Origin of the sequence: Halopseudomonas sp., from assembly GCF_036961105.1 — a bacterium.
Lineage (GTDB): Bacteria > Pseudomonadota > Gammaproteobacteria > Pseudomonadales > Pseudomonadaceae > Halopseudomonas.
Map to the genome: position 1 here is coordinate 38,282 of NZ_JBALWW010000001.1, position 19,757 is coordinate 58,038.

General features: G+C 62.0%; 17 protein-coding genes. 8 read left to right on the forward strand and 9 right to left on the reverse strand.

What is annotated here, in order from left to right; translation table 11 throughout:
* Positions 1-15: 15 nt before the first annotated feature.
* The 3 genes from V7756_RS00190 to V7756_RS00200 all read right to left on the reverse strand — a co-directional run bounded on the left by V7756_RS00190 (position 16) and on the right by V7756_RS00200 (position 3,331).
* On the reverse strand, positions 16-384 hold the full coding sequence (locus V7756_RS00190) for a cupin domain-containing protein (protein WP_335608146.1): 369 nt from the start codon (positions 382-384) through the stop codon (positions 16-18).
* A gap of 58 nt (positions 385-442) precedes the next feature.
* On the reverse strand, positions 443-1,936 hold the full coding sequence (locus tag V7756_RS00195) for a CoA-acylating methylmalonate-semialdehyde dehydrogenase (protein WP_335608147.1): 1,494 nt from the start codon (positions 1,934-1,936) through the stop codon (positions 443-445).
* 63 nt (positions 1,937-1,999) lie between these two features.
* A complete protein-coding gene (locus V7756_RS00200; RefSeq protein ID WP_442908938.1) occupies positions 2,000-3,331 on the reverse strand; it encodes an aspartate aminotransferase family protein in 1,332 nt (443 codons plus the stop codon).
* A 276-nt stretch (positions 3,332-3,607) separates the two neighbouring features.
* On the opposite strand from V7756_RS00200, the gene V7756_RS00205 reads away from it, so the two are divergent.
* The gene (locus tag V7756_RS00205) at positions 3,608-5,107 is read left to right on the forward strand and encodes an aldehyde dehydrogenase (RefSeq protein ID WP_335608149.1); all 1,500 of its coding nucleotides are present in this window, start codon (positions 3,608-3,610) and stop codon (positions 5,105-5,107) included.
* Positions 5,108-5,264: 157 nt separating this feature from the next.
* Entirely contained in the window at positions 5,265-6,434 is a 1,170-nt protein-coding gene (locus V7756_RS00210) for an MFS transporter (RefSeq protein ID WP_335608150.1), read from the forward strand.
* A gap of 225 nt (positions 6,435-6,659) precedes the next feature.
* Here V7756_RS00210 and V7756_RS00215 read toward each other — a convergent pair whose 3' ends face one another.
* On the reverse strand, positions 6,660-8,753 hold the full coding sequence (locus V7756_RS00215) for a TonB-dependent receptor family protein (protein ID WP_335608151.1): 2,094 nt from the start codon (positions 8,751-8,753) through the stop codon (positions 6,660-6,662).
* A gap of 347 nt (positions 8,754-9,100) precedes the next feature.
* Here V7756_RS00215 and V7756_RS00220 point away from each other — a divergent pair, with 347 nt between their 5' ends.
* The 3 genes from V7756_RS00220 (at position 9,101) to gabT (ending at position 12,573) form a co-directional block, all read left to right on the forward strand.
* A complete protein-coding gene (locus V7756_RS00220) occupies positions 9,101-9,562 on the forward strand; it encodes a MarR family winged helix-turn-helix transcriptional regulator (protein WP_335608152.1) in 462 nt (153 codons plus the stop codon).
* 215 nt (positions 9,563-9,777) lie between these two features.
* Positions 9,778-11,238: an NADP-dependent succinate-semialdehyde dehydrogenase gene (gabD, locus tag V7756_RS00225; protein WP_335608153.1), complete on the forward strand. Its 1,461-nt coding sequence runs from the start codon at positions 9,778-9,780 to the stop codon at positions 11,236-11,238.
* Positions 11,239-11,298: 60 nt separating this feature from the next.
* Entirely contained in the window at positions 11,299-12,573 is a 1,275-nt protein-coding gene (gene gabT, locus V7756_RS00230; protein WP_335608154.1) for a 4-aminobutyrate--2-oxoglutarate transaminase, read from the forward strand.
* 24 nt (positions 12,574-12,597) lie between these two features.
* Here the strand turns inward: gabT and V7756_RS00235 are convergent, their stop codons facing one another.
* Both V7756_RS00235 and V7756_RS00240 read right to left on the reverse strand, forming a co-directional pair.
* A complete protein-coding gene (locus tag V7756_RS00235; RefSeq protein WP_335608155.1) occupies positions 12,598-14,034 on the reverse strand; it encodes a phospholipase D-like domain-containing protein in 1,437 nt (478 codons plus the stop codon).
* 103 nt (positions 14,035-14,137) lie between these two features.
* Entirely contained in the window at positions 14,138-14,503 is a 366-nt protein-coding gene (locus V7756_RS00240) for a DUF805 domain-containing protein (RefSeq protein ID WP_335608156.1), read from the reverse strand.
* Between the two features lie 189 nt (positions 14,504-14,692).
* Here V7756_RS00240 and V7756_RS00245 point away from each other — a divergent pair, with 189 nt between their 5' ends.
* From V7756_RS00245 to V7756_RS00255, 3 genes are read left to right on the forward strand one after another with little or no spacing between them, the layout of a single operon-like run.
* Positions 14,693-17,272 carry a YdbH domain-containing protein gene (locus V7756_RS00245; RefSeq protein WP_335608157.1) on the forward strand — a complete coding sequence of 860 codons (2,580 nt, stop codon included), beginning with the start codon at positions 14,693-14,695 and terminating at the stop codon, positions 17,270-17,272.
* 2 nt (positions 17,273-17,274) lie between these two features.
* Positions 17,275-17,466, forward strand: a complete 192-nt coding sequence (locus V7756_RS00250) for a YnbE family lipoprotein (protein ID WP_335608158.1) — start codon at positions 17,275-17,277, stop codon at positions 17,464-17,466.
* Positions 17,467-17,492: 26 nt separating this feature from the next.
* Complete coding sequence (locus V7756_RS00255) at positions 17,493-17,837, forward strand: YdbL family protein (RefSeq protein ID WP_335608159.1); 345 nt, start codon at positions 17,493-17,495, stop codon at positions 17,835-17,837.
* On the opposite strand, the gene V7756_RS00260 is transcribed toward V7756_RS00255, so the two are convergent.
* From V7756_RS00260 to V7756_RS00270, 3 genes are read right to left on the reverse strand one after another with little or no spacing between them, the layout of a single operon-like run.
* Positions 17,812-18,474: a DUF3047 domain-containing protein gene (locus V7756_RS00260; RefSeq protein WP_335608160.1), complete on the reverse strand. Its 663-nt coding sequence runs from the start codon at positions 18,472-18,474 to the stop codon at positions 17,812-17,814. The genes V7756_RS00255 and V7756_RS00260 overlap by 26 nt on opposite strands.
* Positions 18,467-18,703 carry a hypothetical protein gene (locus V7756_RS00265; RefSeq protein WP_335608161.1) on the reverse strand — a complete coding sequence of 79 codons (237 nt, stop codon included), beginning with the start codon at positions 18,701-18,703 and terminating at the stop codon, positions 18,467-18,469. The genes V7756_RS00260 and V7756_RS00265 overlap by 8 nt, the downstream gene beginning before the upstream one ends.
* Before the next feature lie 36 nt (positions 18,704-18,739).
* Entirely contained in the window at positions 18,740-19,741 is a 1,002-nt protein-coding gene (locus V7756_RS00270) for a lipase secretion chaperone (RefSeq protein WP_335608162.1), read from the reverse strand.
* Positions 19,742-19,757 lie beyond the last annotated feature (16 nt).

Sequence of the window (19,757 nt, forward strand, 5' to 3'; positions counted from 1 at the left end):
AGCGCCCGACGAATGTCAGTTGCCGTTGTTTGGATCGAAAATCACGTACACCTTGCGGGTGGGCTTTATGGCTTCCCAGGTGCCAGAAAATCCGGCCGGAATGACAAAACGGTCGCCAGTGCGCAGGGTGCGGCTGCCACCCTGATTGTCATGCAGCACGGACTCGCCAGCCAGAATTTCGCAGTACTCGTATTCGCTGTAGCTGACTTTCCATTGCCCCGGCTCGCATTCCCAGACGCCCGCGGAAAACTGCTGATCGGGACTGCTGTAATGGTTGCGCACGTTCTGTGCGGGGTCGCCCTTGATAATCTTGGCGGCGTCAGGGCGGTAGTGTTCTGCCGGCGTGGCGGCGCTGGCAAAGTCGATGACGTTGTCGATGCTCATGGTTTGAATGTCCGTAGCGGCAAGCAGAAGCCCCGGCGCGGTGGCCGGGGCGAGAGGTTTACTTCATGGTCGGCATGGCGAACTCGGCGCCACTGCGAATGCCGGTGGGCCAGCGCGAGGTGATGGCCTTGCGCTTGGTATAGAAGCGCACACCGTCCGGGCCGTGCATGTGCAGCGGGCCAAACAGCGAGCGCTTCCAGCCGCCAAAGCTGTGGAAGGCCATGGGCACCGGAATCGGCACATTGACGCCGATCATGCCCACTTGGATCTCGTTGCAGAACTGGCGCGCGCAATCACCGTCGCGGGTGAAGATGGCGGTGCCGTTGCCAAACTCGTGCGCGTTGATCAGTTTCACCGCGCTGGCATAGTCCGGCACGCGTACCACGCAGAGTACCGGGCCAAAAATCTCTTCCTGATAGATCACCATGTCGCTGCTGACGTTGTCGAACAGGCAGCCACCGATGAAGTATCCCTGCTCGTGACCATCGACCACAATGTCACGGCCATCGACTACGAGAGTGGCGCCTTCGGCCACGCCCTGATCGACATAGCCTTTGACCTTGTCGCGGTGCGCCGCAGAGACCAGTGGGCCCATCTCCATACCGGCGTCCAGACCGTTGCCGATCTTCAGCTCTTTCACCTTGGGCTCAAGAGCCGCAATCAGCTTGTCGCCGACATCGCCTACCGCCACGGCCACCGAAATCGCCATGCAGCGCTCGCCTGCGCTACCGTAGGCTGCGCCCATCAGGGCGTTGACCGTTTGCTCCAGATCAGCGTCGGGCATTACCACCATGTGGTTCTTGGCGCCGCCCAGGGCCTGCACGCGCTTGCCGTGTGCGCAGCCGGTGGCATAGATGTATTCGGCAATCGGTGTGGAGCCGACAAAGCTCACCGCCTGCACATCGGGGTGAGTGAGCAGCACATCGACCGCTTCCTTGTCGCCGTTGACCACGTTGAATACGCCATCGGGCAGGCCAGCTTCGGTCAGCAGCTCGGCCAGGCGCATGGGCACGCTCGGGTCCTTCTCAGATGGTTTCATGATGAAGGTGTTGCCGCAGGCGATGGCGATGGGGAACATCCACATGGGAACCATGGCCGGGAAGTTGAACGGCGCGATACCGGCCACCACGCCCAGCGCCTGATTCAAGGACCAGGCATCCACGCCGCCGCCGACCTGCTCGCTGTGCTCACCCTTGAGCAGATGCGGAATGCCGCAGGCAAACTCGACCACTTCCAGGCCGCGGGTCAGTTCGCCCTTGGCATCGTCGAATACCTTGCCGTGTTCGCGGGTAATCAGCTCGGCCAGTTCATCTGCATGGGCTTCCAGCAGCGCCTTGTACTTGAACAGCACGCGTGCGCGATTGAGCGGCGTGGTCGCGGCCCAGGCCGGAAATGCCGCCTTGGCGTGGGCGATGGCCTGCTCCACTTCGCTGGCGCTGGCCAGCGAGACTTCGCCGCGCTGCTGGCCCGTGGCGGGTTCAAAGGTGGCTTGAGTGCGCGCGCTGGGGGCGCTGCGCTGGCCGTTGATGTAGTGCGTCAGTTGCAATGTCATAGGGAGTCACCAGAAGTCGAAAATGGAGGCCCGGCGCGGTGCCGGGCCGTGAAATGGGTTGGCTCAGGCGGTCTGCTTGATGACCTTGCTGACGATCTCGATCAACTGGTCCAGATCCTGTTTCTCGGCGATCAGCGGCGGTGACATGGCCAGGATGTCGCCGGTGCAGCGAATCATCGCGCCCTGCCAGAAACAGCCATCGAATACCTCGTAGCCGCGCGCGCCGGGCGCACCTTCGCGGCTGGCCAGGTGAATGGCCCCGACCAGGCCGGTGTTGCGGATGTCGATCACGTTGGGCAGGTCCTTGAGGCTGTGCAGTAGCTCGGCCCAATAGCTTTCCAGCTCGGCGGCGCGGGTCAGCAGACCGTCGCGGGCATAGATGTCGAGGGTTGCCAGCGCGGCAGCGGCCGCAACCGGGTGGCCGGAATAGGTATAGCCGTGGAAAAACTCGATGGCGCCAGCCGGGCCTTGCATAAAGGCATCATGAATGGCCTCGCTGACAAAGACCGCGCCCATGGGGATGGCGCCGTTGGTCAGACCCTTGGCGGTGGTGATAATGTCGGGGGTGACCTCCCAGCGCTGCGCAGCGAAGGGCGCGCCGACGCGGCCATAACCGGTAATCACTTCGTCGAAAATCAGCAGAATGCCGTGCTTGGCGGTGATCTCGCGCAGGCGCTTGAGATAGCCCTGCGGCGGCAGAATGACGCCCGCCGAACCGGACATGGGCTCGACAATCACGGCGGCAATATTCTCCGCGCCATGCAGGGTGACCAGCGCTTCCAGTGCCTCGGCGCGCTCAATGCCAAACTGCGGCAGCCCCTGGGTGAAGGCGTTGCGCTCCAGATCCAGCGTATGCGGCAGGTGATCGACGCCCGGCAGCAGCGCGCTAAAGGCCTTGCGGTTGTTCACCATGCCGCCCACCGAAATGCCGCCAAAGCCGACGCCGTGGTAGCCCAATTCACGACCGATCAGCCGGGTGCGGGTGCCCTGGCCGATGGCGCGCTGATAGGCCAGCGCGATCTTCAGCGCGGTATCGACCGACTCGGAACCCGAGTTGGTGAAGAACACGCGGTTCAGCCCGGCCGGTGAAAGCTCGGTCAGACGCTCAGCCAACTGAAACGGCAGCGGATGGCCCATCTGGAAGGTCGGCGCAAAATCCATGCTGCTGATCTGCTTGCTCACCGCCTCGGCAATCTCGCGGCGGCCATGACCGGCGTTGCAGCACCACAGACCGGAGGTGCCATCCATCACCTGGCGGCCTTCCACGTCGGTGTAGAACATGCCTTCCGCGCTGGCCAGCAGACGCGGACGGGCCTTGAACTGGCGGTTGGCAGTGAAGGGCATCCAGAACGGATCCAGGCTGAGATCCTGCTGGGCGGGCGTGGGTTGTTGCATGCTGTTCATGTGACCTTCCTGGCGGGTGCCGTCGGAGATAGTGGGTGCGGGCAGCCTTGGTGGCGATGTGTAGGAACCTGGCAAATAGGAACCTTGCAAAGTCTATGTCAAAAATAACAAACGAAAAAGGGGGCTTTGCAAAGAATTTACCCCTGCAATTTCGGTTTTGTGTCAAATATATTGAATTTTTCGCGACGCCTTATTACTGTGGCGGGCATTGTCTGTCCACTTTATCGAACGCCCCAGCGAGGGCTTTCTTCAAGCGAGGTTATTGTCATGTCTGCATCTATCAGCCGTCAGGATTGGGAGCAGCGCGCCGCTGCCCTGCAGATTCAGGGGCAGGCCTTTGTCGCCGGCCAGTACCAGAATGCCGCCAGCGGCGAGACTTTTGACTGTGTCTCACCGGTTGATGGGCGCGTTCTGGCGCAGATCGCCAGCTGTGATCAGGCCGATGCCGAGCAGGCGGTAGCCGCTGCGCGCGCCGTGTTCGCCAGCGGTGTGTGGTCGCGCAGCGCGCCGGCCAAGCGCAAGAAGGTCATGCAGCGTTTTGCCAATCTGATCGAGCAGCATGCCGAAGAGCTGGCGCTGCTGGAAACCCTGGATATGGGCAAGCCGATCAGTGACTCGCTGGCGGTCGACATTCCCGGCGCTGCCAATGCTATTCGCTGGTCCGCCGAGGCTATCGACAAGGTGTACGATGAGGTCGCGCCCACCGCGCACAACGAGCTGGGCCTGATCACCCGCGAGCCAGTGGGCGTGGTGGCCGCCATCGTGCCCTGGAACTTCCCCCTGCTAATGGCCAGCTGGAAGCTGGGTCCGGCGCTGGCCACCGGGAATTCGGTGGTGCTCAAGCCGTCGGAAAAATCGCCGCTGACCGCCATTCGCATCGCCGCGCTGGCGTTGGAAGCCGGCATGCCGGCCGGTGTGCTCAACGTATTGCCGGGTTACGGTCACACCGTGGGCAAGGCGCTGGCGCTGCACATGGATGTAGATACCATCGTCTTCACCGGCTCCACTCGCATCGCCAAGCAACTGATGATCTATGCCGGCGAATCGAACATGAAGCGTGTATGGCTGGAGGCCGGCGGCAAGAGTCCGAATGTGGTCTTCGCCGACGCGCCGGATCTCGACGCCGCAGCTGAAGCCGCCGCCAGCGCCATCGCCTTCAACCAGGGCGAGGTCTGCACCGCCGGTTCGCGCTTGCTGGTGGAAGCATCGATCAAGGATGTCTTTGTCGAGAAAGTCGCAGCGGCACTCAAGGCCAGCTGGGCACCGGGCTACCCGCTGGACCCGAACACGGCAGTCGGTGCATTGGTGGATACCACCCAAATCGACACCGTGCTGCGCTATATCGAAGCGGGCCGTGAAGACGGCGCGCGTCTGGTGCTGGGCGGCAATCGGGTAATGCAGGACACCGGCGGCCTGTTTGTCGAGCCGACGGTGTTTGCCGACGTGAACAACAGCATGCGCATTGCCCGTGAGGAAATTTTCGGGCCGGTGCTCTCGGTCATCAGCTTCAACGACTTCGATGAAGCCATGGCAATTGCCAACGACACCATCTACGGCCTGGCCGCGGCGGTGTGGACGGCGGATCTGTCCAAGGCACACCGTGCTGCCAAGGCGCTGCGTGCCGGTAGCGTGTGGGTCAACCAGTACGACGGCGGCGACATGACTGCGCCCTTTGGCGGCTTCAAGCAATCGGGCAATGGTCGCGACAAGTCGCTGCACGCCTTCGACAAGTACACCGAGCTGAAGTCGACCTGGATCAAGCTCTGAGCGCGCCTTTGGCGCGCTAGCGGCAAGCGACAAGCGGCAAGCTAGAAGCTAGAAGCTAGAAGCCAAAAGCCAAAAGCCAGCCTCGGCGCGGAGCGTGTGCTTTGGCTTTGGCTGATTTGTTGGTGGGCTTTGCCTCGTTTTCTCATGGATTCGTTTTATGAACTGGAAGGCCTACTGCATCGTCACGGCGGCGGTGGTTATCGTCGGGTTGGCGCTGGGCGTGACGCTGCCGCTGGTCTCGTTACGCTTGCATGACTGGGGCTACAGCACCTTTGCCATTGGCATCATGGCCGGCATGCCGGCGGTGGGCATCGTGCTGGGTTCCAAGCTGACCGGGCGCTTGGCCGGACGGCTGGGCTCGGAGAATGCCCTGCGCCTGGTAATGGCCTGTAGCGCGGTCTCGGTTGCGCTGTTGGCGATCTGGCCCAGTTATCCGGTCTGGCTGTTGCTGCGGCTGGTGCTGGGTATTTCCCTGACGGTCACCTTTGTTATTGGTGAAAGCTGGATCAATCAACTGGTGCCGGACCGCCTGCGTGGCCGACTGGTCGCGGTCTACGGCAGTGCCTTTGCCCTTAGCCAGTTGTGCGGGCCGCTGCTGTTGGGCTTTATCGGAACCGAGGGTGACCGGGGTTTCTGGTTGGCGACCGCTTTGTTGCTGAGCGGTGTAGCCATGTTGTTTTGCGTCAGCGGTGCGCCGGTGGTTGATCCGGCTGCAGCTGCGGGGCGCGGCCTGCGTCAGTTTGTGCGGGCCTTTCCGGCGATTGCCTGGGCCATGGTGTTGTTCGCCGGGTTTGAAACCATGACCCTGACATTGCTGCCCGTCTACCTGATACGCGAAGGCTTTGCCCAGCAACTGGCGCTGATCATGGTCAGTACTGTGGTGGTGGGCGATGCCGTATTGCAGATGCCGATCGGCTGGCTGGCCGACAAGTTTTCGCGCACCGCGTTGTTCAAGTTCTGTGGGGTAGTACTGCTGCTGAGTAGCCTGGCGATGCCGTTGGTGTTGCATACGGTACTGATCTGGCCCGCGCTGGTGCTCTTCGGCTCCAGCGCGGGCGGGCTGTATACCCTGTCGATCATTCTGGTAGGGCAACGTTTTCGTGACGATGCCCTGGTACGCGCCAACGCGCATATCGCCATGCTTTGGGGGCTGGGCTGTCTACTTGGGCCGGTGGCCACCGGCGCGGCGAGTCAATGGCTCAGTAGTCACGCGCTGCCGATGATGATGGCGATAGCGGCGCTTATCTTTGTGGTGCTGGCGTGGCGCCGGAATGCTTTTGCTGCCGTAGCCGTGCCGGCGCCCAAGCCCGTCGTCATCCAGTCCTGACCAGGAAGCCCTCGTTTTGAGGTTCTGCCTGGGAGGGTCGAGTTCCATCTCGACCAAGGGTGCTATGGGCGAACACGCAGGCCGGGATGGAGCCAGGCCGTCCCGGGGTTATGCCTGGTTTGGCTTTTGCCTGGGAGGGTCGAGTTCCATCTCGACCAAGGGTGCTATGGGCGAACACGCAGGCCGGGATGAGCCCTGGCCGTCCCAGAGAACCGCACCTTCCGCCTAGCGCCACTGATACTGCAGGCCGATGCCCGCCAACCAGTTACGCTCGGGCGCCGGTTCGTAGTATCGGGCGCCTGCGCCATTGACGATCAAAGAGCCGATGTACTCCTTGTCGGTCAGGTTGTCGACCCGCACAAAGGGCTCCAACGCCCAGTTGCCCAATTCTTGCCGATACCCCGCCCGCCAGTTGAACGCCGCATAGCCCGGCGCTGTGGCCTGATTGTTGTCGGTGGCGTAGCGCTTGCTCAGGCTTTGTGCTTCCAGTGCTGTGCTGAAACCACCGGCTGGGGCCCAGGCTAGCTCGGCATAGAGGCTGTGACGCGGCACGCCCGGTAGATAATTGCCGGCATAGTCATTGCCGTTGCCGTCGACATATTCGTCGAATCTGGCGTCCATATAGGTATAGGCCATATAGGCGTTCAGGTCGTACGGCAGTTGTTGCTCTACCGCCAGCTCCATGCCTCGGCGGGTTGATTTGCCGGCGTTGGCGTAGGTGGACCGTTCAGTGGTGGCCTGCTCTACGCCGGTGACAATCTCGTCATTTACGCGTGTGTAGAACAGGGCGACATCAACCCGGGTATCGCCCTGGCGCAATTTGAAGCCAACCTCGGTGTTGACCGACTCGCTCGGCTGCAGCGCGAAGTTCAGGCCACTGCCATTCGGGCGGTAGGCCAGCTCCTGAAAGGTGGGCGTTTCAAAGCCCTGCCCGGCGGCGGCATAGAGTGTGAGTGCCGGACTCCATTGATAACTGATACCGAGCGCCGGGGTGGTCTGCCGGTAATCGACACTGCCGCTGTCGTCGCTGCCGTCACCAAGAAAGTCGTCCTGGGATTCAAACTCAACACGGCTGTGGCGTACCCCGGCGGTCAGGCTCCATTGGTTGGTCAATGCCCAGGTGCTGATCAGATAGGCTTCTTTGCTATCAACGCGGTTGAACTCGTCGCGCTTGAGGTCGCCCTTGCGCCCGTCGTTGTTGACGAAACCCTTGCGGCCCTCGCCCTGATAACCGTAGGTCAGACCAGCGGCCAGTTCGACCGGTACGCTGAACAACTGCGTATCGCGCAGCCAGCCGACCTCGCCGCCACCGAAACGACGGTCCAGTTCAATCACGCCGCCGCTTCCGGGTACAACCTGATTCTGAGAGTTCATTGAGTCTCCGCCGGGGAAGCCAAGATACTGTTGAACGTCCCGCTCACCGGTGTAGGCGACGATGGTTAGCTGATCATCGTTGTCCAGCCGGCGCTGATAGTTGAGGCCAATTTGGTTGTGTTGAACTGACTTTCTGGTATCGAATTTCTCGGCATTTCCGCCAAACTGACGGCGGTCTTCTTTCAACGATTCGGCTGTTAATCCCAGCGGGTCCTGGGTTTCCGGCTGATCAAGGCTGTTGAGCAGCAGTGTCAGGGTAGAGGCATCGTCGATATCCCAGTCCAGCCGCAGGTTGGCTATGTCGCGCCGGGCCTGGCTGTGGTCGCGATAGCCATCGGTTTCCAGCCGCGAGATGTTGGCGGTGATGCCCAGATCGCCATGCTGACCGCCGTACTTCAAGCGCGAACGCCAAAGGCCATCGCTGCCGACCGCGCTGCGGCTATCCAGCGTCGGATGCAGAGGTGCCGGAGCGCTGTAAGCCTGAATGATGCCGCCCGAGGCGTTGCCGTAGAGTGCGCTCAATGGGCCGCGCAGCACGTCGATATACTGCATGCCGTCGAGGTCGAACAGCGCCGGCTGGCCCTGGCCGTCGGGCATGGTCAGGGGAATGCCGTCCTGAATCAGGCGTACGCCGCGTACGCCAAACTGTGCCCTGGCACCAAACCCCCGCGACGATATTTGCACGTCCTGTGCGTAGTTCTGTCGATTCAGCGCCAGTACGCCGGGTACGCGTTGCAATGACTCGGAGAGGTTGGCGCCCAGGTTGAAAGGGCTGACGGCGCTGCTGCTTACGTGACTGCTGGCAGAGGGAAGGGTATCGGCTTCGGCGGCCGGACGGTTGCCCAGTATGGTCTGGGTTGGCAGCTTGATGCTGCTCTCGGTGGCCAGCGCCGGGCCAGCGAGGGCAAGCAGTAAAGTGGTGGTGACGCGAGGAATTTGGGTCATGGGGCCTGGCTTGTTGTTGTGGCTGCGGTCGGCGTTCTGCTCGTCAGTCTAGCAGTGCGGCGGCCGCGGCAGAAAGCGTGCCCGATGCCAGTGGTGAGGGTTGAGCCGGCCGCAAAATGAGTATCCGACAACGTCTGTACATCGGGTATTGCTTAAGATTTACTTTGAAGTAAAAATAAAAAACATGTAATACTTCGCGTGTTCGGGTGTTTTTTGCGCGTGACTGTCCGCTAGAAAGGGGCTGTAAGGGGAGGCGCATAAAAAGCATCTAGTTATTACTGTAATATTTAGACTTTATGGCAAAATGCCGGCTGTTTTTTCGCGCTGGCCTGGAGTTGTATATGCACATGATGCACGACCTATATCTGGCACTGCGCCGCCTGCAGCGCGCCAGCGAGATACACGCCAAGCGATTGGGCCGGCACAGTGGCCTGACCCCGATTCAGCTGCTGATTCTGCACAGCATCAAGGCCATGGGGGAAAGTACCCTGGGCGACCTTGCCAAGCAGGTCAGCGTCTCTCAGGCTACCCTGAGTACTATCATAGACCGCCTGGAAAACCGCGAATTGCTGCAACGCATTCGCAGCAAGAGTGATAAGCGCAAGGTGCATCTGGTACTGAGCGACAAGGGCGCCGCAGTGATTCAGGCTGAGCCGGCCTTGTTGCCGTCAGCCTTTCTCGACCGCTTTGGCAAGCTGGCTGATTGGGAGCAGTTGATGCTGCTGGCCAGTCTGCAGCGGGTCGCGGGTTTGCTGGAAGAAGGGCAAACAACGCCGGCCGAACTCTTTGAAAGCGAAACAGCTGCCTGATCCCTGCCTCTGACCCGTGTCCTTGCGGGTCAGAGGTGGCCGATTGCCTTTGGCGTCTCGGCCTGACTCCGTCCCTGTATTTAGCATCCAAGGTTTTTCTCGTTCGGGGTATTGCCTGAGTGCAGCGCTGCGCATAGCATGTTTGAAATTTCAAACGCTGCTGTTGTAAATGCGTTACGCCCACTCCGGTTTTTGCCTTGATGAGGACTCGCTAGATGGAACTTCACTGCCCCGAACTTTTTCGCCAACAAGCCTTTGTGGATGGTCACTGGTGCGAGGCCGACAGCGGCGCGCGCACCGAGATTTTCAATCCGGCCAATGGCGAGCGACTGGGCAGCGTGCCCAACATGGGCGCAGTAGAAACCCGGCGCGCCATCGAAGCGGCTCAGCAGGCCCAGCAGGCCTGGCGGCAGCGCACCGCCAAGGAGCGTGGCCAGGTGCTGCGCAAGTGGTTTGATCTGATGCTGCAGCATCAGGAAGACCTCGCGCGCATCATGACCGCCGAGCAGGGCAAGCCGCTGGCCGAAGCCCGTGGTGAAGTGGGCTACGCGGCCTCCTTTCTGGAGTGGTTCGCCGAAGAGGCCAAGCGCGTTTATGGCGATGTAATCCCCGGCCACCAGCCCGACAAGCGCATTCTGGTGCAGAAGGAGCCGGTGGGCGTTACCGCCGCGATTACGCCCTGGAACTTCCCGGCTGCGATGATCACCCGCAAGGCTGGTCCGGCGCTGGCCGCTGGCTGCGCCATGGTGCTCAAGCCCGCACCGCAAACCCCGTTCTCCGCGCTGGCACTGGCGCTGCTGGCCGAGCAGGCCGGCCTGCCGGCAGGGCTGTTCAGCGTGATCACGGCCGATGTGGATGCTTCACGCGATGTTGGCGGCGAGCTGTGCAGCAATCCTATCGTGCGCAAGCTGTCCTTCACCGGTTCGACCGGCGTTGGCATCAAGCTGATGGAGCAATGTGCTCCGACCCTGAAAAAGCTGTCGCTGGAACTGGGCGGCAACGCGCCCTTTATCGTGTTCGACGATGCTGATCTGGACGCTGCCGTTGAAGGCGCGATGATCTCCAAGTACCGAAATGCCGGGCAGACCTGCGTCTGCGCCAACCGTATCTATGTGCAGGACTCGGTCTACGACGCCTTTGCCGAGAAGCTGGCTGCTGCGGTGAGTCAGTTAAAGGTAGGCGATGGCAACGAGACCGGCGTGACTACAGGCCCGTTGATCGATGGCAACGCGGTGGCCAAGGTGCAGCGCCATCTTGCCGACGCTACCGCCAAGGGCGCACAGGTACTGGCTGGTGGCAAGGCACACGCGTTGGGCGGCAATTTCTTTGAGCCAACCATCCTGACCAATGTGGATAGCAGCATGCTGGTGGCGCGCGAAGAAACCTTCGGCCCGCTGGCGCCGTTGTTCCGCTTCAGCGACGAAGCCGATGTAGTGCGTCAGGCCAACGATACCGAATTTGGCCTGGCAGCCTACTTCTATGCCCGCGACCTGAGCCGGGTTTTCCGCGTGGCGGAGCGCCTGGAGTACGGCATGGTCGGCATCAACACCGGCCTGATCTCGACCGAGGTGGCGCCCTTTGGCGGTATGAAGTCTTCAGGCCTGGGACGTGAAGGCTCCAAGTACGGTATTGAAGAGTACGTTGAGATCAAATATCTCTGCCTGGGCGGTATCTGAGACCCAGTTTCTGGCGTGTTTACCGGAGCGGTGCTCCCTTTTTTCAAGCGCGAGGCGGTTATGAGCAAAAGCAATGAATCCCTGATGCAGCGGCGCAACGCGGCAGTCGCCCGCGGTGTCAGCCAGATCCACCCGCTGGTGGTACAGCGTGCCGAGAACGCGACCGTCTGGGATGTCGAGGGCCGCCAGTATATCGACTTTGCCGGCGGTATCGCGGTGCTCAACACCGGCCACCGCCACCCCAGGATAATGGATGCGGTCAAGCGTCAGATGGAGCTGTTCACCCATACCTGTTTTCAGGTGCTGGCCTACGAGCCTTATATTGAACTGTGCGAAAAACTGAATCAGCTGGTGCCCGGTGATTTCGACAAGAAAACCCTTCTGGTTACCACCGGCTCGGAAGCGCTGGAGAACGCGGTCAAGATCGCCCGTGCAGCTACCGGGCGTGCCGGGGTAATCGCCTTCACCGGCGCTTACCACGGCCGCACCATGATGACCCTGTCGATGACCGGCAAGGTCGCGCCTTATTCGGCCGGTATGGGTTTGATGCCGGGCGGCGTCTATCGTGCGCAGTTCCCTTGTCCGCTGCACGGGGTTAGCGACGAGGATGCGATTGCGAGCATCGAACGCATCTTCAAGAACGATGCCCAGCCGCAGGACATTGCCGCCATCGTGATCGAACCGGTGCAGGGCGAGGGCGGTTTCTACGTTGCCAGCCCGGCCTTCATGGCCAGCTTGCGCGAGCTGTGTGATCTGCACGGCATTCTGCTGGTGGCCGATGAAGTACAGACCGGCGCCGGACGTACCGGCAGCTTCTTTGCCATGGAGCAGATGGGCGTGGCGGCTGACCTGACGACCTTCGCCAAATCCATTGCCGGCGGTTTTCCGGTGGCGGGCGTGTGTGGCCGTGCCGAGGTGATGGATGCCATTGCCCCCGGTGGGCTTGGCGGTACCTACGCCGGTAGCCCGCTGGCCTGCGCCGCAGCGCTGGCGGTACTGGAGGTATTCGAGGAAGAGAACCTGCTGGCGCGCAGCCGAACCCTAGGGCAGTTGATTGGCGGACGCCTGAGTGAGATGGCGGCGAACGACAAGCGTATTGGTGATGTGCGCGGTCTGGGCGCCATGGTGGCCTGCGAGCTGTTCACGGCAGATGGCCACCCGCACGCGGAGCTGACCGCGCAGGTGGTCGCCAAGGCGCGCGAAAAGGGGTTGATCCTGTTGTCCTGCGGCCAGTACGGCAATGTGATCCGGATTCTGGTGCCGTTGACCGCTACCGACCTGGAAGTGCAGGCCGGTATGGACATCATCGCCGAGTGTTTTGCCGAGCTGAAGTAGCCCGCGCTGCTGGCGGGCGGCCTGCTAGAAAGTAGACAACCCGCTGGCTTCCATGAAGCGATAGAGCCCGTAGCGCCAATAGCTGTGATCGGCAAAGGCGCTGTAAGGGAGGCTGTGTTCACCTCCGTCGCTATTGTTCCATGCGCGCTCGAAACCGGCGCGCATGGCGCTTATCTCGCTATTGTCGGCCTGGGTAATCAGTCGCACGCTGGTCTCCAGATTCAGATCGTGCAGATTACGCCGGGTAAAATTGGCCGAGCCGCTGATCACCTCGGTGGTCCCATCGCGGCGCTCCAGTCGAACCCATTTACGGTGACATTGCTCGCCATCGGTCCCGCACCAGCGCACGGCAATACCGTGTTGATGCAGGTCCCAGGCTGCCTGACGGTTGGGAATGCCGTTCTTTTCGCGGCCAAAGGCGTCGCGGTTGGCGTCCAGTATGGCGCGCACCTCTACGCCGCGCCGCTGCGCGGCAATCAGCGCCGCGATCACCGGCCTGGAAGCGAGATAGAACATTTCCATATCCAACCGATCGCCACGCTGCGCTGAATTCAGCAGCTCCAGCAGCGAGCGCTCGATGGCGCCTTCGGTGAGCACCTGAACGCCGGGTAGGCCCACGGACGCGGTGGCCTCAGGCGCCTGCGGCCAGTCAACGGCAGCGGCGTGGCCGGATAGCAGCGCCACCGCCCGCTCGGTTTGTAGCAGATCCAGCGCTGCCGGCCCGCTGAACACGATGGCGCTGTTGTGGTGGCGGCTACTGGCGTCATGCGGATTGGCCGAGGTAACCAGGCCGCGCCAGCCATCGGCATAATCGACTATCAGCGTCTTGCGGTGATTGGCGCGAAAGTTGGCCAGGTGCAGGTAAGTGCGCAAGGTCACCTTGCCCTCACCCACCGGGTTGGGCAGCCAGCCGCCCTCGGTGCTGTTGCCCAGATAACTGCAGCACAAGCGCCAGATCCCGCTCCATGCGGGGTTGGAGGGCGGAAGCTGGTCCACATCGGTCATCACGACTTCCACGCCGGCCGCGCGCAACTGTTGCAGCTCGGGGGCGCGTACGCCGCCATACAGGGTATTGAACGGATCGGTGATCATTACCACCGGCATGCCAGGCTGGCGCTGCTTGGCGGCAATCAGGGAATCGGTCAACTGCTGCGCCAACGGGCGGTAGCTGTCTTCACCGGCAAAGCGGTTGAACAGAAACATGTCGACCACCACCAGCTGTTGCGCCTGAGCAATCAGGGCGAATGCCTGGTCGAAAATTTCCTGTTCGACCTTTTGCTGGCCCTGGGCGGTGGTGAAGCTTTGATCGCTGAGTATCTGCAAGCGTTCGGCCGGGCGCAGCGGCGCGCTGACCGAGAAACCCGCAGGCATGCTCTGGCAGGAGCTGAGAACGACGCTGAGGATGACGAGCAACAGCAAGACAAGGGCGCTACGGCGCAGGGCCGAGAAGATACTGAGCATGTTAGGCAATCGATAGTGGCTGCGAATTAGCACAGCCTGACGGCTGCGACCGACCAAGGCAAGGGGGTAAGCCGGGCATGCGTAGGCACGCCCGGTACTGGGATCAGGCTGTGACCGGACCGGCAGTATCGCCTTTGGGGTTGGGCCCATAGGCATTGGCCTGGGCTTCACCTTCGATGCACATGAAGATCAGGTAAATGATGGAACCGATCAACGGCACCAGGGCAATCAGCACCCACCAGCCGCTGCGGCCGGTGTCGTGGAAGCGGCGCACTGCCACCGCCAGCGAGGGTAGAAAGGTCGCCAGCACATAGATCGGCGCCAAAATCTGCATGCCCAGTGCGTAATCCACAGCTCCGAGGATGGTCATGGCAATGATATTGAACAGAATGAAAAACCAGTATTCGCTGCGGCGGGCGCGGCCCTGGAATACGGCGTACTTTTTCAGAACCTCGAGGTACCAGTTCATAAGGTGCTTTCCTTTTTGTTTATTGTTATTGGCTCACAGGCATCGACAGGCGCCCGTAATTCCTTTCCAGTGCGGGCATTGCGTGAGCAAGACCGCCGCTGATTATAGGTCGCAAGCGGACCAGGCGGTCAACTGATGCGGCACCTGCGCGTGCTAACCTGTGATCTGCTACTGGTTGAGAGGGCGGGCATGCGCAAAGCGCTTGGTGGGTTGACGATTATCTTGCTGTTGGTCGGGCTCAGCCTGGCGGCGGCACTCTGGTGGGCGCAGCGGGCGCTTGCCGACGCCGGCGTGCAGCAGCTGGAGTGGCAAGGCCTGGCCTGGCGAGACAGCGCACTGGAGGTGCAGCGAGTGTCCCTTGTGTTTCCCGGCGGGCGGGCGCAGTTGGAACAACTGCGCCTGCAGCCCGGCTGGCGCGATGGTCTGCGGATTCGAACACTGACGCTGGCGCGAGCGCATATAAGCCTGGAAGCCGCCGCAGCCGAGCCCGAACCTGCTGCCGGCATGCCGGCAGCGAGCCTGACTGCACCCGAGCTCTGGAGCGGCCTAATCGACTGGCTGCCCGATCATTTGCATGTCACCGAGCTTGTTGCGCAGGTCCCTTGCCGCGCGGTGACTTGCGAGTTGATCGGTTCCTTGCAGGCGAGCCGCACTGCAGACTTCGAGGGTGATGTGGTGGCTAACGCCGAACTGGCGGTGCAAGCGGGACAGCAGACGATTGTGGTTCGCCAGCAGTTGCAGGCCGGAAGCAGCCAGCTGAGTCTGGAAGGCCGCATGCTGATCGACGGCGGGTTGGCTGCGCAGCTGCAATCCGACTGGCAGGGACAAACGCATTGGCGCGGTAATCTCAGGGTCCCCGAGTGGCCGCAAACCGACGGGCTCTACCAGTACCTTGGCCGCTGGCTGTCGCTCGGCAGCCTGCCGATTGCCAGTTTGCCGCCGGGCGCCCGGTTGCTGCTGGATTGGGATTTGCACAGCGCGCAGCCCCCGGTGAGCTGGGCTGATTGGCTGCGGGGGGAGGCGGCGATGAATGCGCAGCTTGCGCTGCCGCAGCCTTGGCCGATCGAGCAGTTGGGCGCCCTCAGCGGTGAGCTGCAGCTGGAGTTGAAGGGTGAGCAGGGCCGTTGGCAGATAGCGCAGGGTAGAGTCCAATTGCTTCTGGACGAGCCGCAGTTGGCGGTGCTGGACAGCTTGCCGGGTGACTTGCAGCCGCAGCAGCTGGAATTGCAGGCCTCACCCGCAGCCAGTACCCGGCTGGCGGCGGGTGAAGCCATGGCTTTTGCCGCCACGCTAACGCTGGCGGGCGCGCAAGGACTTGATGCGCAGCTCAAGGGCGATCTGGCCCTGCGGCTCTCGCCGGCTGAAAGCTGGCAACTCGAACTGCTGGATACCCAACTGGCATTACGCCTCGGCAGTTGGCAGAAGCAGGGAATACTGCTGCAGGGCCTGCACATGAACGCGCCGCTTAGCGGCATGCTCGACAGCCAGGGCGCAACCTTGCAGGCGGGCAACGGCGCGCAGCTGGGGTGGGTGTTATTGCAAGTGGCTGCTGCTGAACTGGACATCAGCGACGCCAGCCTGAAGCTCAATGGTCTGAGTTACCAGCAACAATGGCAGCTGCCGGACAGCTTGCACGCCGAGGGCCGCCTCAGCGGCAACCTCGCCAAGGTTGAGCAACCGCAGTTGAAATCGCAGCGCTGGAGTCTCGATGGGCGTTGGCAGTATGACGACGGCGAGTTGCAGTGGCAGGGCCAGCTTGGCAACGCTGCCGAGCTGGCCCTGGATACCGAGTTGACCCTGCCGCCAGCGCAACCCTGGCACGCCTCGGCAACGCTGCCGCCGCTGTTTTTCCGCGCGGGCAATCCGCTGGCCGCTACCCTGGCCAGTTGGCCCGAGTTGCTTAGCCTGGCCAGCGGCCAGCTCGGCGGGGCGGTGCAGGCCAGTGGGGGCCGGGTGCTGAATCTGCGCGGCGATTTCAACCTTGATGGGGTGAAGGGCATCTACGACCGCAGCGCCTTCACTGGCCTGAGCGCGCCGGTGGTAGTCACAGTGCACGGCGAAACCTTGCAGATCGCCAGCAACGATCTGCAATTGCAGAGCCTGAACCCTGGCCTGGAGATGGGACCCCTGCGCGCGGCGGCCAGCTATCGGGCGTCAATGACCCGCTTTTCCGGGGGGCAGTTGCAGCTCGACCGGGCGCAATTGCAGCTACTGGGCGGGCAGATCAGCGCCGAGCCGAGCAAACTGGACTTTGCCGCCACCGAGCAGCGCCTGGTGCTGCAACTGAGCGGGCTGGAACTGGGAACCCTGTTTGAAGTCTATCCGACCGAGGGCTTGAGTGGCCGCGGCACCCTGGATGGTCGCCTGCCGGTGCTGTTGCGCGACGGTGAGCTGGTGGTGGATACCGGCACAGTGGCGGCGCGTGAACCCGGCGGCGTGCTGCGATACGAGTCGGACAAGCTGCAGCAGCTGGCGCAAAGCAATGCCGGCATGCGTGAGCTGGCCGGGGCGCTGGAGAATTTTCACTATACTGTGCTCAGCAGTCAGGTAGATTACGCCGAGGACGGCACCCTGCAGCTGGGGTTGCGATTGCAGGGCAGCAACCCGAATTTTCAACAGGGGCGTCAGGTCAATCTCAACGTCAACCTGCAGGAAAACATTCCGGCGCTGCTGACCAGTCTGCAACTGAGCAGCCAGGTCAGCGACATCATTCAGCAACGGGTACAGCAGCACCTGCTCAAGCAGCGGCTGCCGGCCAACGAGGAGTAGTTATGCATTGGCGAGGGTTGTTGATGGGGGCGGCAAGCATTCTGCTGGTAGCCTGTGCCGGACCTACGGTGCAATTGGCGGCGCCCAGCGAACCGATCAATATCAATCTGAATGTGAAGATCGAGCACGAGATTTACATCAAGGTTGATAAGCAATTGGACGAAATCTTCGATGAATCCAGCGGGCTGTTTTAAGCGCGCACGCGACAAGGATAAGGGCAATGGGCAAGAAAACGATTTTTACCTTATGCATGCTGATGTTGCTGGGTAGCGGCGCTGCCTGGGCCTTGAGCCTGAATGAGGCCATGGGCGCGCTACCGGCGGCCAAGGAAGCCGGGCAACTGGGTGAACAGCCCAATGGTTACCTGGGCGTGGTCAAGGCGGGCGGCAACGCAGCGGAAGTCGCGCGGCAGATCAACGCCGCGCGCAAGGAAGAGTATCAACGTGTGGCGAAGGACAATGGCGTTGCGCTCAAGGACGTGGAAACCATCGCCGGGCAGAAGGCCATCGACCGTACGCCGTCGGGTCAGTACATTCAGGTCAACGGCGGTTGGGTGCAGAAGTAGCCGGTAGCCACTCGATGGCGCCGTACCAGCCGGTTACCGGCTGGCCGGCGTTGTCACAATCGGTCATCAGCGCCAGACCGTCGATCTGCTGCAGGTCGATGTCGTGCAGCTGCATGAAGTCTTCGCGCACATTGCGTTGCTCACTTAGCATCTGGCCGGGTTGATCCGGCGTGCCACTGCGCAGCGCCAGCATCTGTGCGTTGCCGGTAAAGGCATTGGGCCAGTGGCTGCCGACCGGCTGGTGGCTGGACCAGACGTAATTCACTGCCAGGGTGCGCCAGGGCAGCAGCCCGCCATCTTTCACCACGTACAGCCGCACCGGATAGTCATCCCCGGCCTTGTTGGTTTCGTCGATCCCTGAATAGGTACCGCTCACGGTCCAGGTCCAGCGCAGTATTGGCGTTTTGCGCAGGTCTATCGGCTGCTCCAGGTAGAGCGCGCTAGCCTCGCCGCTGCTGCATTGCGCGCGCAGGCGCAGCCCATGCTGACCATCTTCGAGCTGGTACTCGGTGGGTTCGGCAAAGTCTTTGCTCTGCCATCCGAGCATCTGCTCGGGGCTATAACCTGGCGCTGCCAGGCTGGACAGTGACAGCATCAAGGTCGCGCCAAGCAAAACGGGCCGGCAGTCTTCAATCATCGGCCGGCTTCTTTTCTTCCTGCGTCGTTTCGGTTTTAGCCTGTTGCTCGGCCTGGTAACGTTGCCAGTCTTCCCAGTCGTGTGGCGTTCCGGCATGCGGACGGCTGGGGTGCAGGGCGCGCTCCAGAGCCTGGCCGCGCAGGCTGCTGTCTTTGTCTTCGTCCTCATCCAGACCGTGCTTCTTGAGAAACTCATCGGCGCGCATGGCTGCCTCCTCACTCAGACTCATTGAGTACTCAGTATGGCAGCGGGCGGGGGCGTGCGGTCAAGGCGCTGACTGATCAGCGGTCTGTGCGCTTAAGCGCAGTTGTTCGTTGCTGGCAAAGCTGCTCTGCAACAATGCCTGTATGGCTTGCTGTTTGTCCTGCTCGGCCAGCCCGGCCTGTTGCAGGATGCCTTCGCGCTCGCGGTTGAAGGCGTCGACCCGTTGTTGCCACTCGGCGCGCTGTTGGTCTAGCGCTGCCAATCTGGCCGTCGCCTCGGGGCCCACCAGCGTGAGGCGAAGCGCACGGATATCTTCGGCGCTGCCGCCTTGTTCGGCCAGCGCCTGGGTCTGGCGGCGCAGATCCTGGTGCAGTTGCGGCACCAGCAGTTGTTGCAGTTGCTCCGGCAGGTTTTCGCGCAAGGCTTCCACCTCGGCTGCGCGTTGGCCTGCGTCAAGATCGGTATTGCGGTTGATTGCCAGGCGCTCCAGGGTGAAGCGATTGTAAACTTCCTCGCTGGCAAAGAAGGCCTGATGTACAGCGGGGTCGAACAGGCTGGCACGCAGGCGTTGTACAGCGTCTTCGCGTGCCCAGAGTGCGTCCAGTTCATCCAGTACCGGGAAGTCCTGCTCCAGTTCGGCGACCGCCTGCAGGTAGTTCAGATACTGCTCGAAGATCGTCAGCGCCTGCTCGCGTGCGGGTTCTTCCAGCTGGTTGGCAAGATACTCGTGCACTCGCCGCTGGGCTTGTTCGGTGGTCTGTTCGCCGGTCGCGCTGAGGTAGTAATCGAACAGATGGCGTAGCTGATCGCTGATCAGCAGGTTGCCCTGCGTGTCCACCTGTAAGTCGCCGTCCACGTCGGTGCCGCGCAAGGATGCTGGCTGCGCCTGGCTAGCGATTGCGTCCGTGCCGTGCCTGATAGCTGCGGGCAAGGCGGCTGAAGGCGTTGGCTCGCCGGTGCTGGTGCTGGCTGGAGCACTGTCCCGGGGTTGGTGTTCGGGTAGCAGTTGCCAGCCCAGCAGCAGTGCACCGGCAACCAGGGGCAGGTAAACAAGGTATTTCATAGGATTACTCTGGCAA

Coding starts and splice junctions, on each gene's coding strand:
- V7756_RS00190 (WP_335608146.1), bottom strand. CDS start 384: ATGAGCATCGACAACGTCATCGACTTTGCCAGCGCCGCCACGCCGGCA.
- V7756_RS00195 (WP_335608147.1), bottom strand. CDS start 1,936: ATGACATTGCAACTGACGCACTACATCAACGGCCAGCGCAGCGCCCCC.
- V7756_RS00200 (WP_442908938.1), bottom strand. CDS start 3,331: ATGCAACAACCCACGCCCGCCCAGCAGGATCTCAGCCTGGATCCGTTC.
- V7756_RS00205 (WP_335608149.1), top strand. CDS start 3,608: ATGTCTGCATCTATCAGCCGTCAGGATTGGGAGCAGCGCGCCGCTGCC.
- V7756_RS00210 (WP_335608150.1), top strand. CDS start 5,265: ATGAACTGGAAGGCCTACTGCATCGTCACGGCGGCGGTGGTTATCGTC.
- V7756_RS00215 (WP_335608151.1), bottom strand. CDS start 8,753: ATGACCCAAATTCCTCGCGTCACCACCACTTTACTGCTTGCCCTCGCT.
- V7756_RS00220 (WP_335608152.1), top strand. CDS start 9,101: ATGATGCACGACCTATATCTGGCACTGCGCCGCCTGCAGCGCGCCAGC.
- gabD (WP_335608153.1), top strand. CDS start 9,778: ATGGAACTTCACTGCCCCGAACTTTTTCGCCAACAAGCCTTTGTGGAT.
- gabT (WP_335608154.1), top strand. CDS start 11,299: ATGAGCAAAAGCAATGAATCCCTGATGCAGCGGCGCAACGCGGCAGTC.
- V7756_RS00235 (WP_335608155.1), bottom strand. CDS start 14,034: ATGCTCAGTATCTTCTCGGCCCTGCGCCGTAGCGCCCTTGTCTTGCTG.
- V7756_RS00240 (WP_335608156.1), bottom strand. CDS start 14,503: ATGAACTGGTACCTCGAGGTTCTGAAAAAGTACGCCGTATTCCAGGGC.
- V7756_RS00245 (WP_335608157.1), top strand. CDS start 14,693: ATGCGCAAAGCGCTTGGTGGGTTGACGATTATCTTGCTGTTGGTCGGG.
- V7756_RS00250 (WP_335608158.1), top strand. CDS start 17,275: ATGCATTGGCGAGGGTTGTTGATGGGGGCGGCAAGCATTCTGCTGGTA.
- V7756_RS00255 (WP_335608159.1), top strand. CDS start 17,493: ATGGGCAAGAAAACGATTTTTACCTTATGCATGCTGATGTTGCTGGGT.
- V7756_RS00260 (WP_335608160.1), bottom strand. CDS start 18,474: ATGATTGAAGACTGCCGGCCCGTTTTGCTTGGCGCGACCTTGATGCTG.
- V7756_RS00265 (WP_335608161.1), bottom strand. CDS start 18,703: ATGAGTCTGAGTGAGGAGGCAGCCATGCGCGCCGATGAGTTTCTCAAG.
- V7756_RS00270 (WP_335608162.1), bottom strand. CDS start 19,741: ATGAAATACCTTGTTTACCTGCCCCTGGTTGCCGGTGCACTGCTGCTG.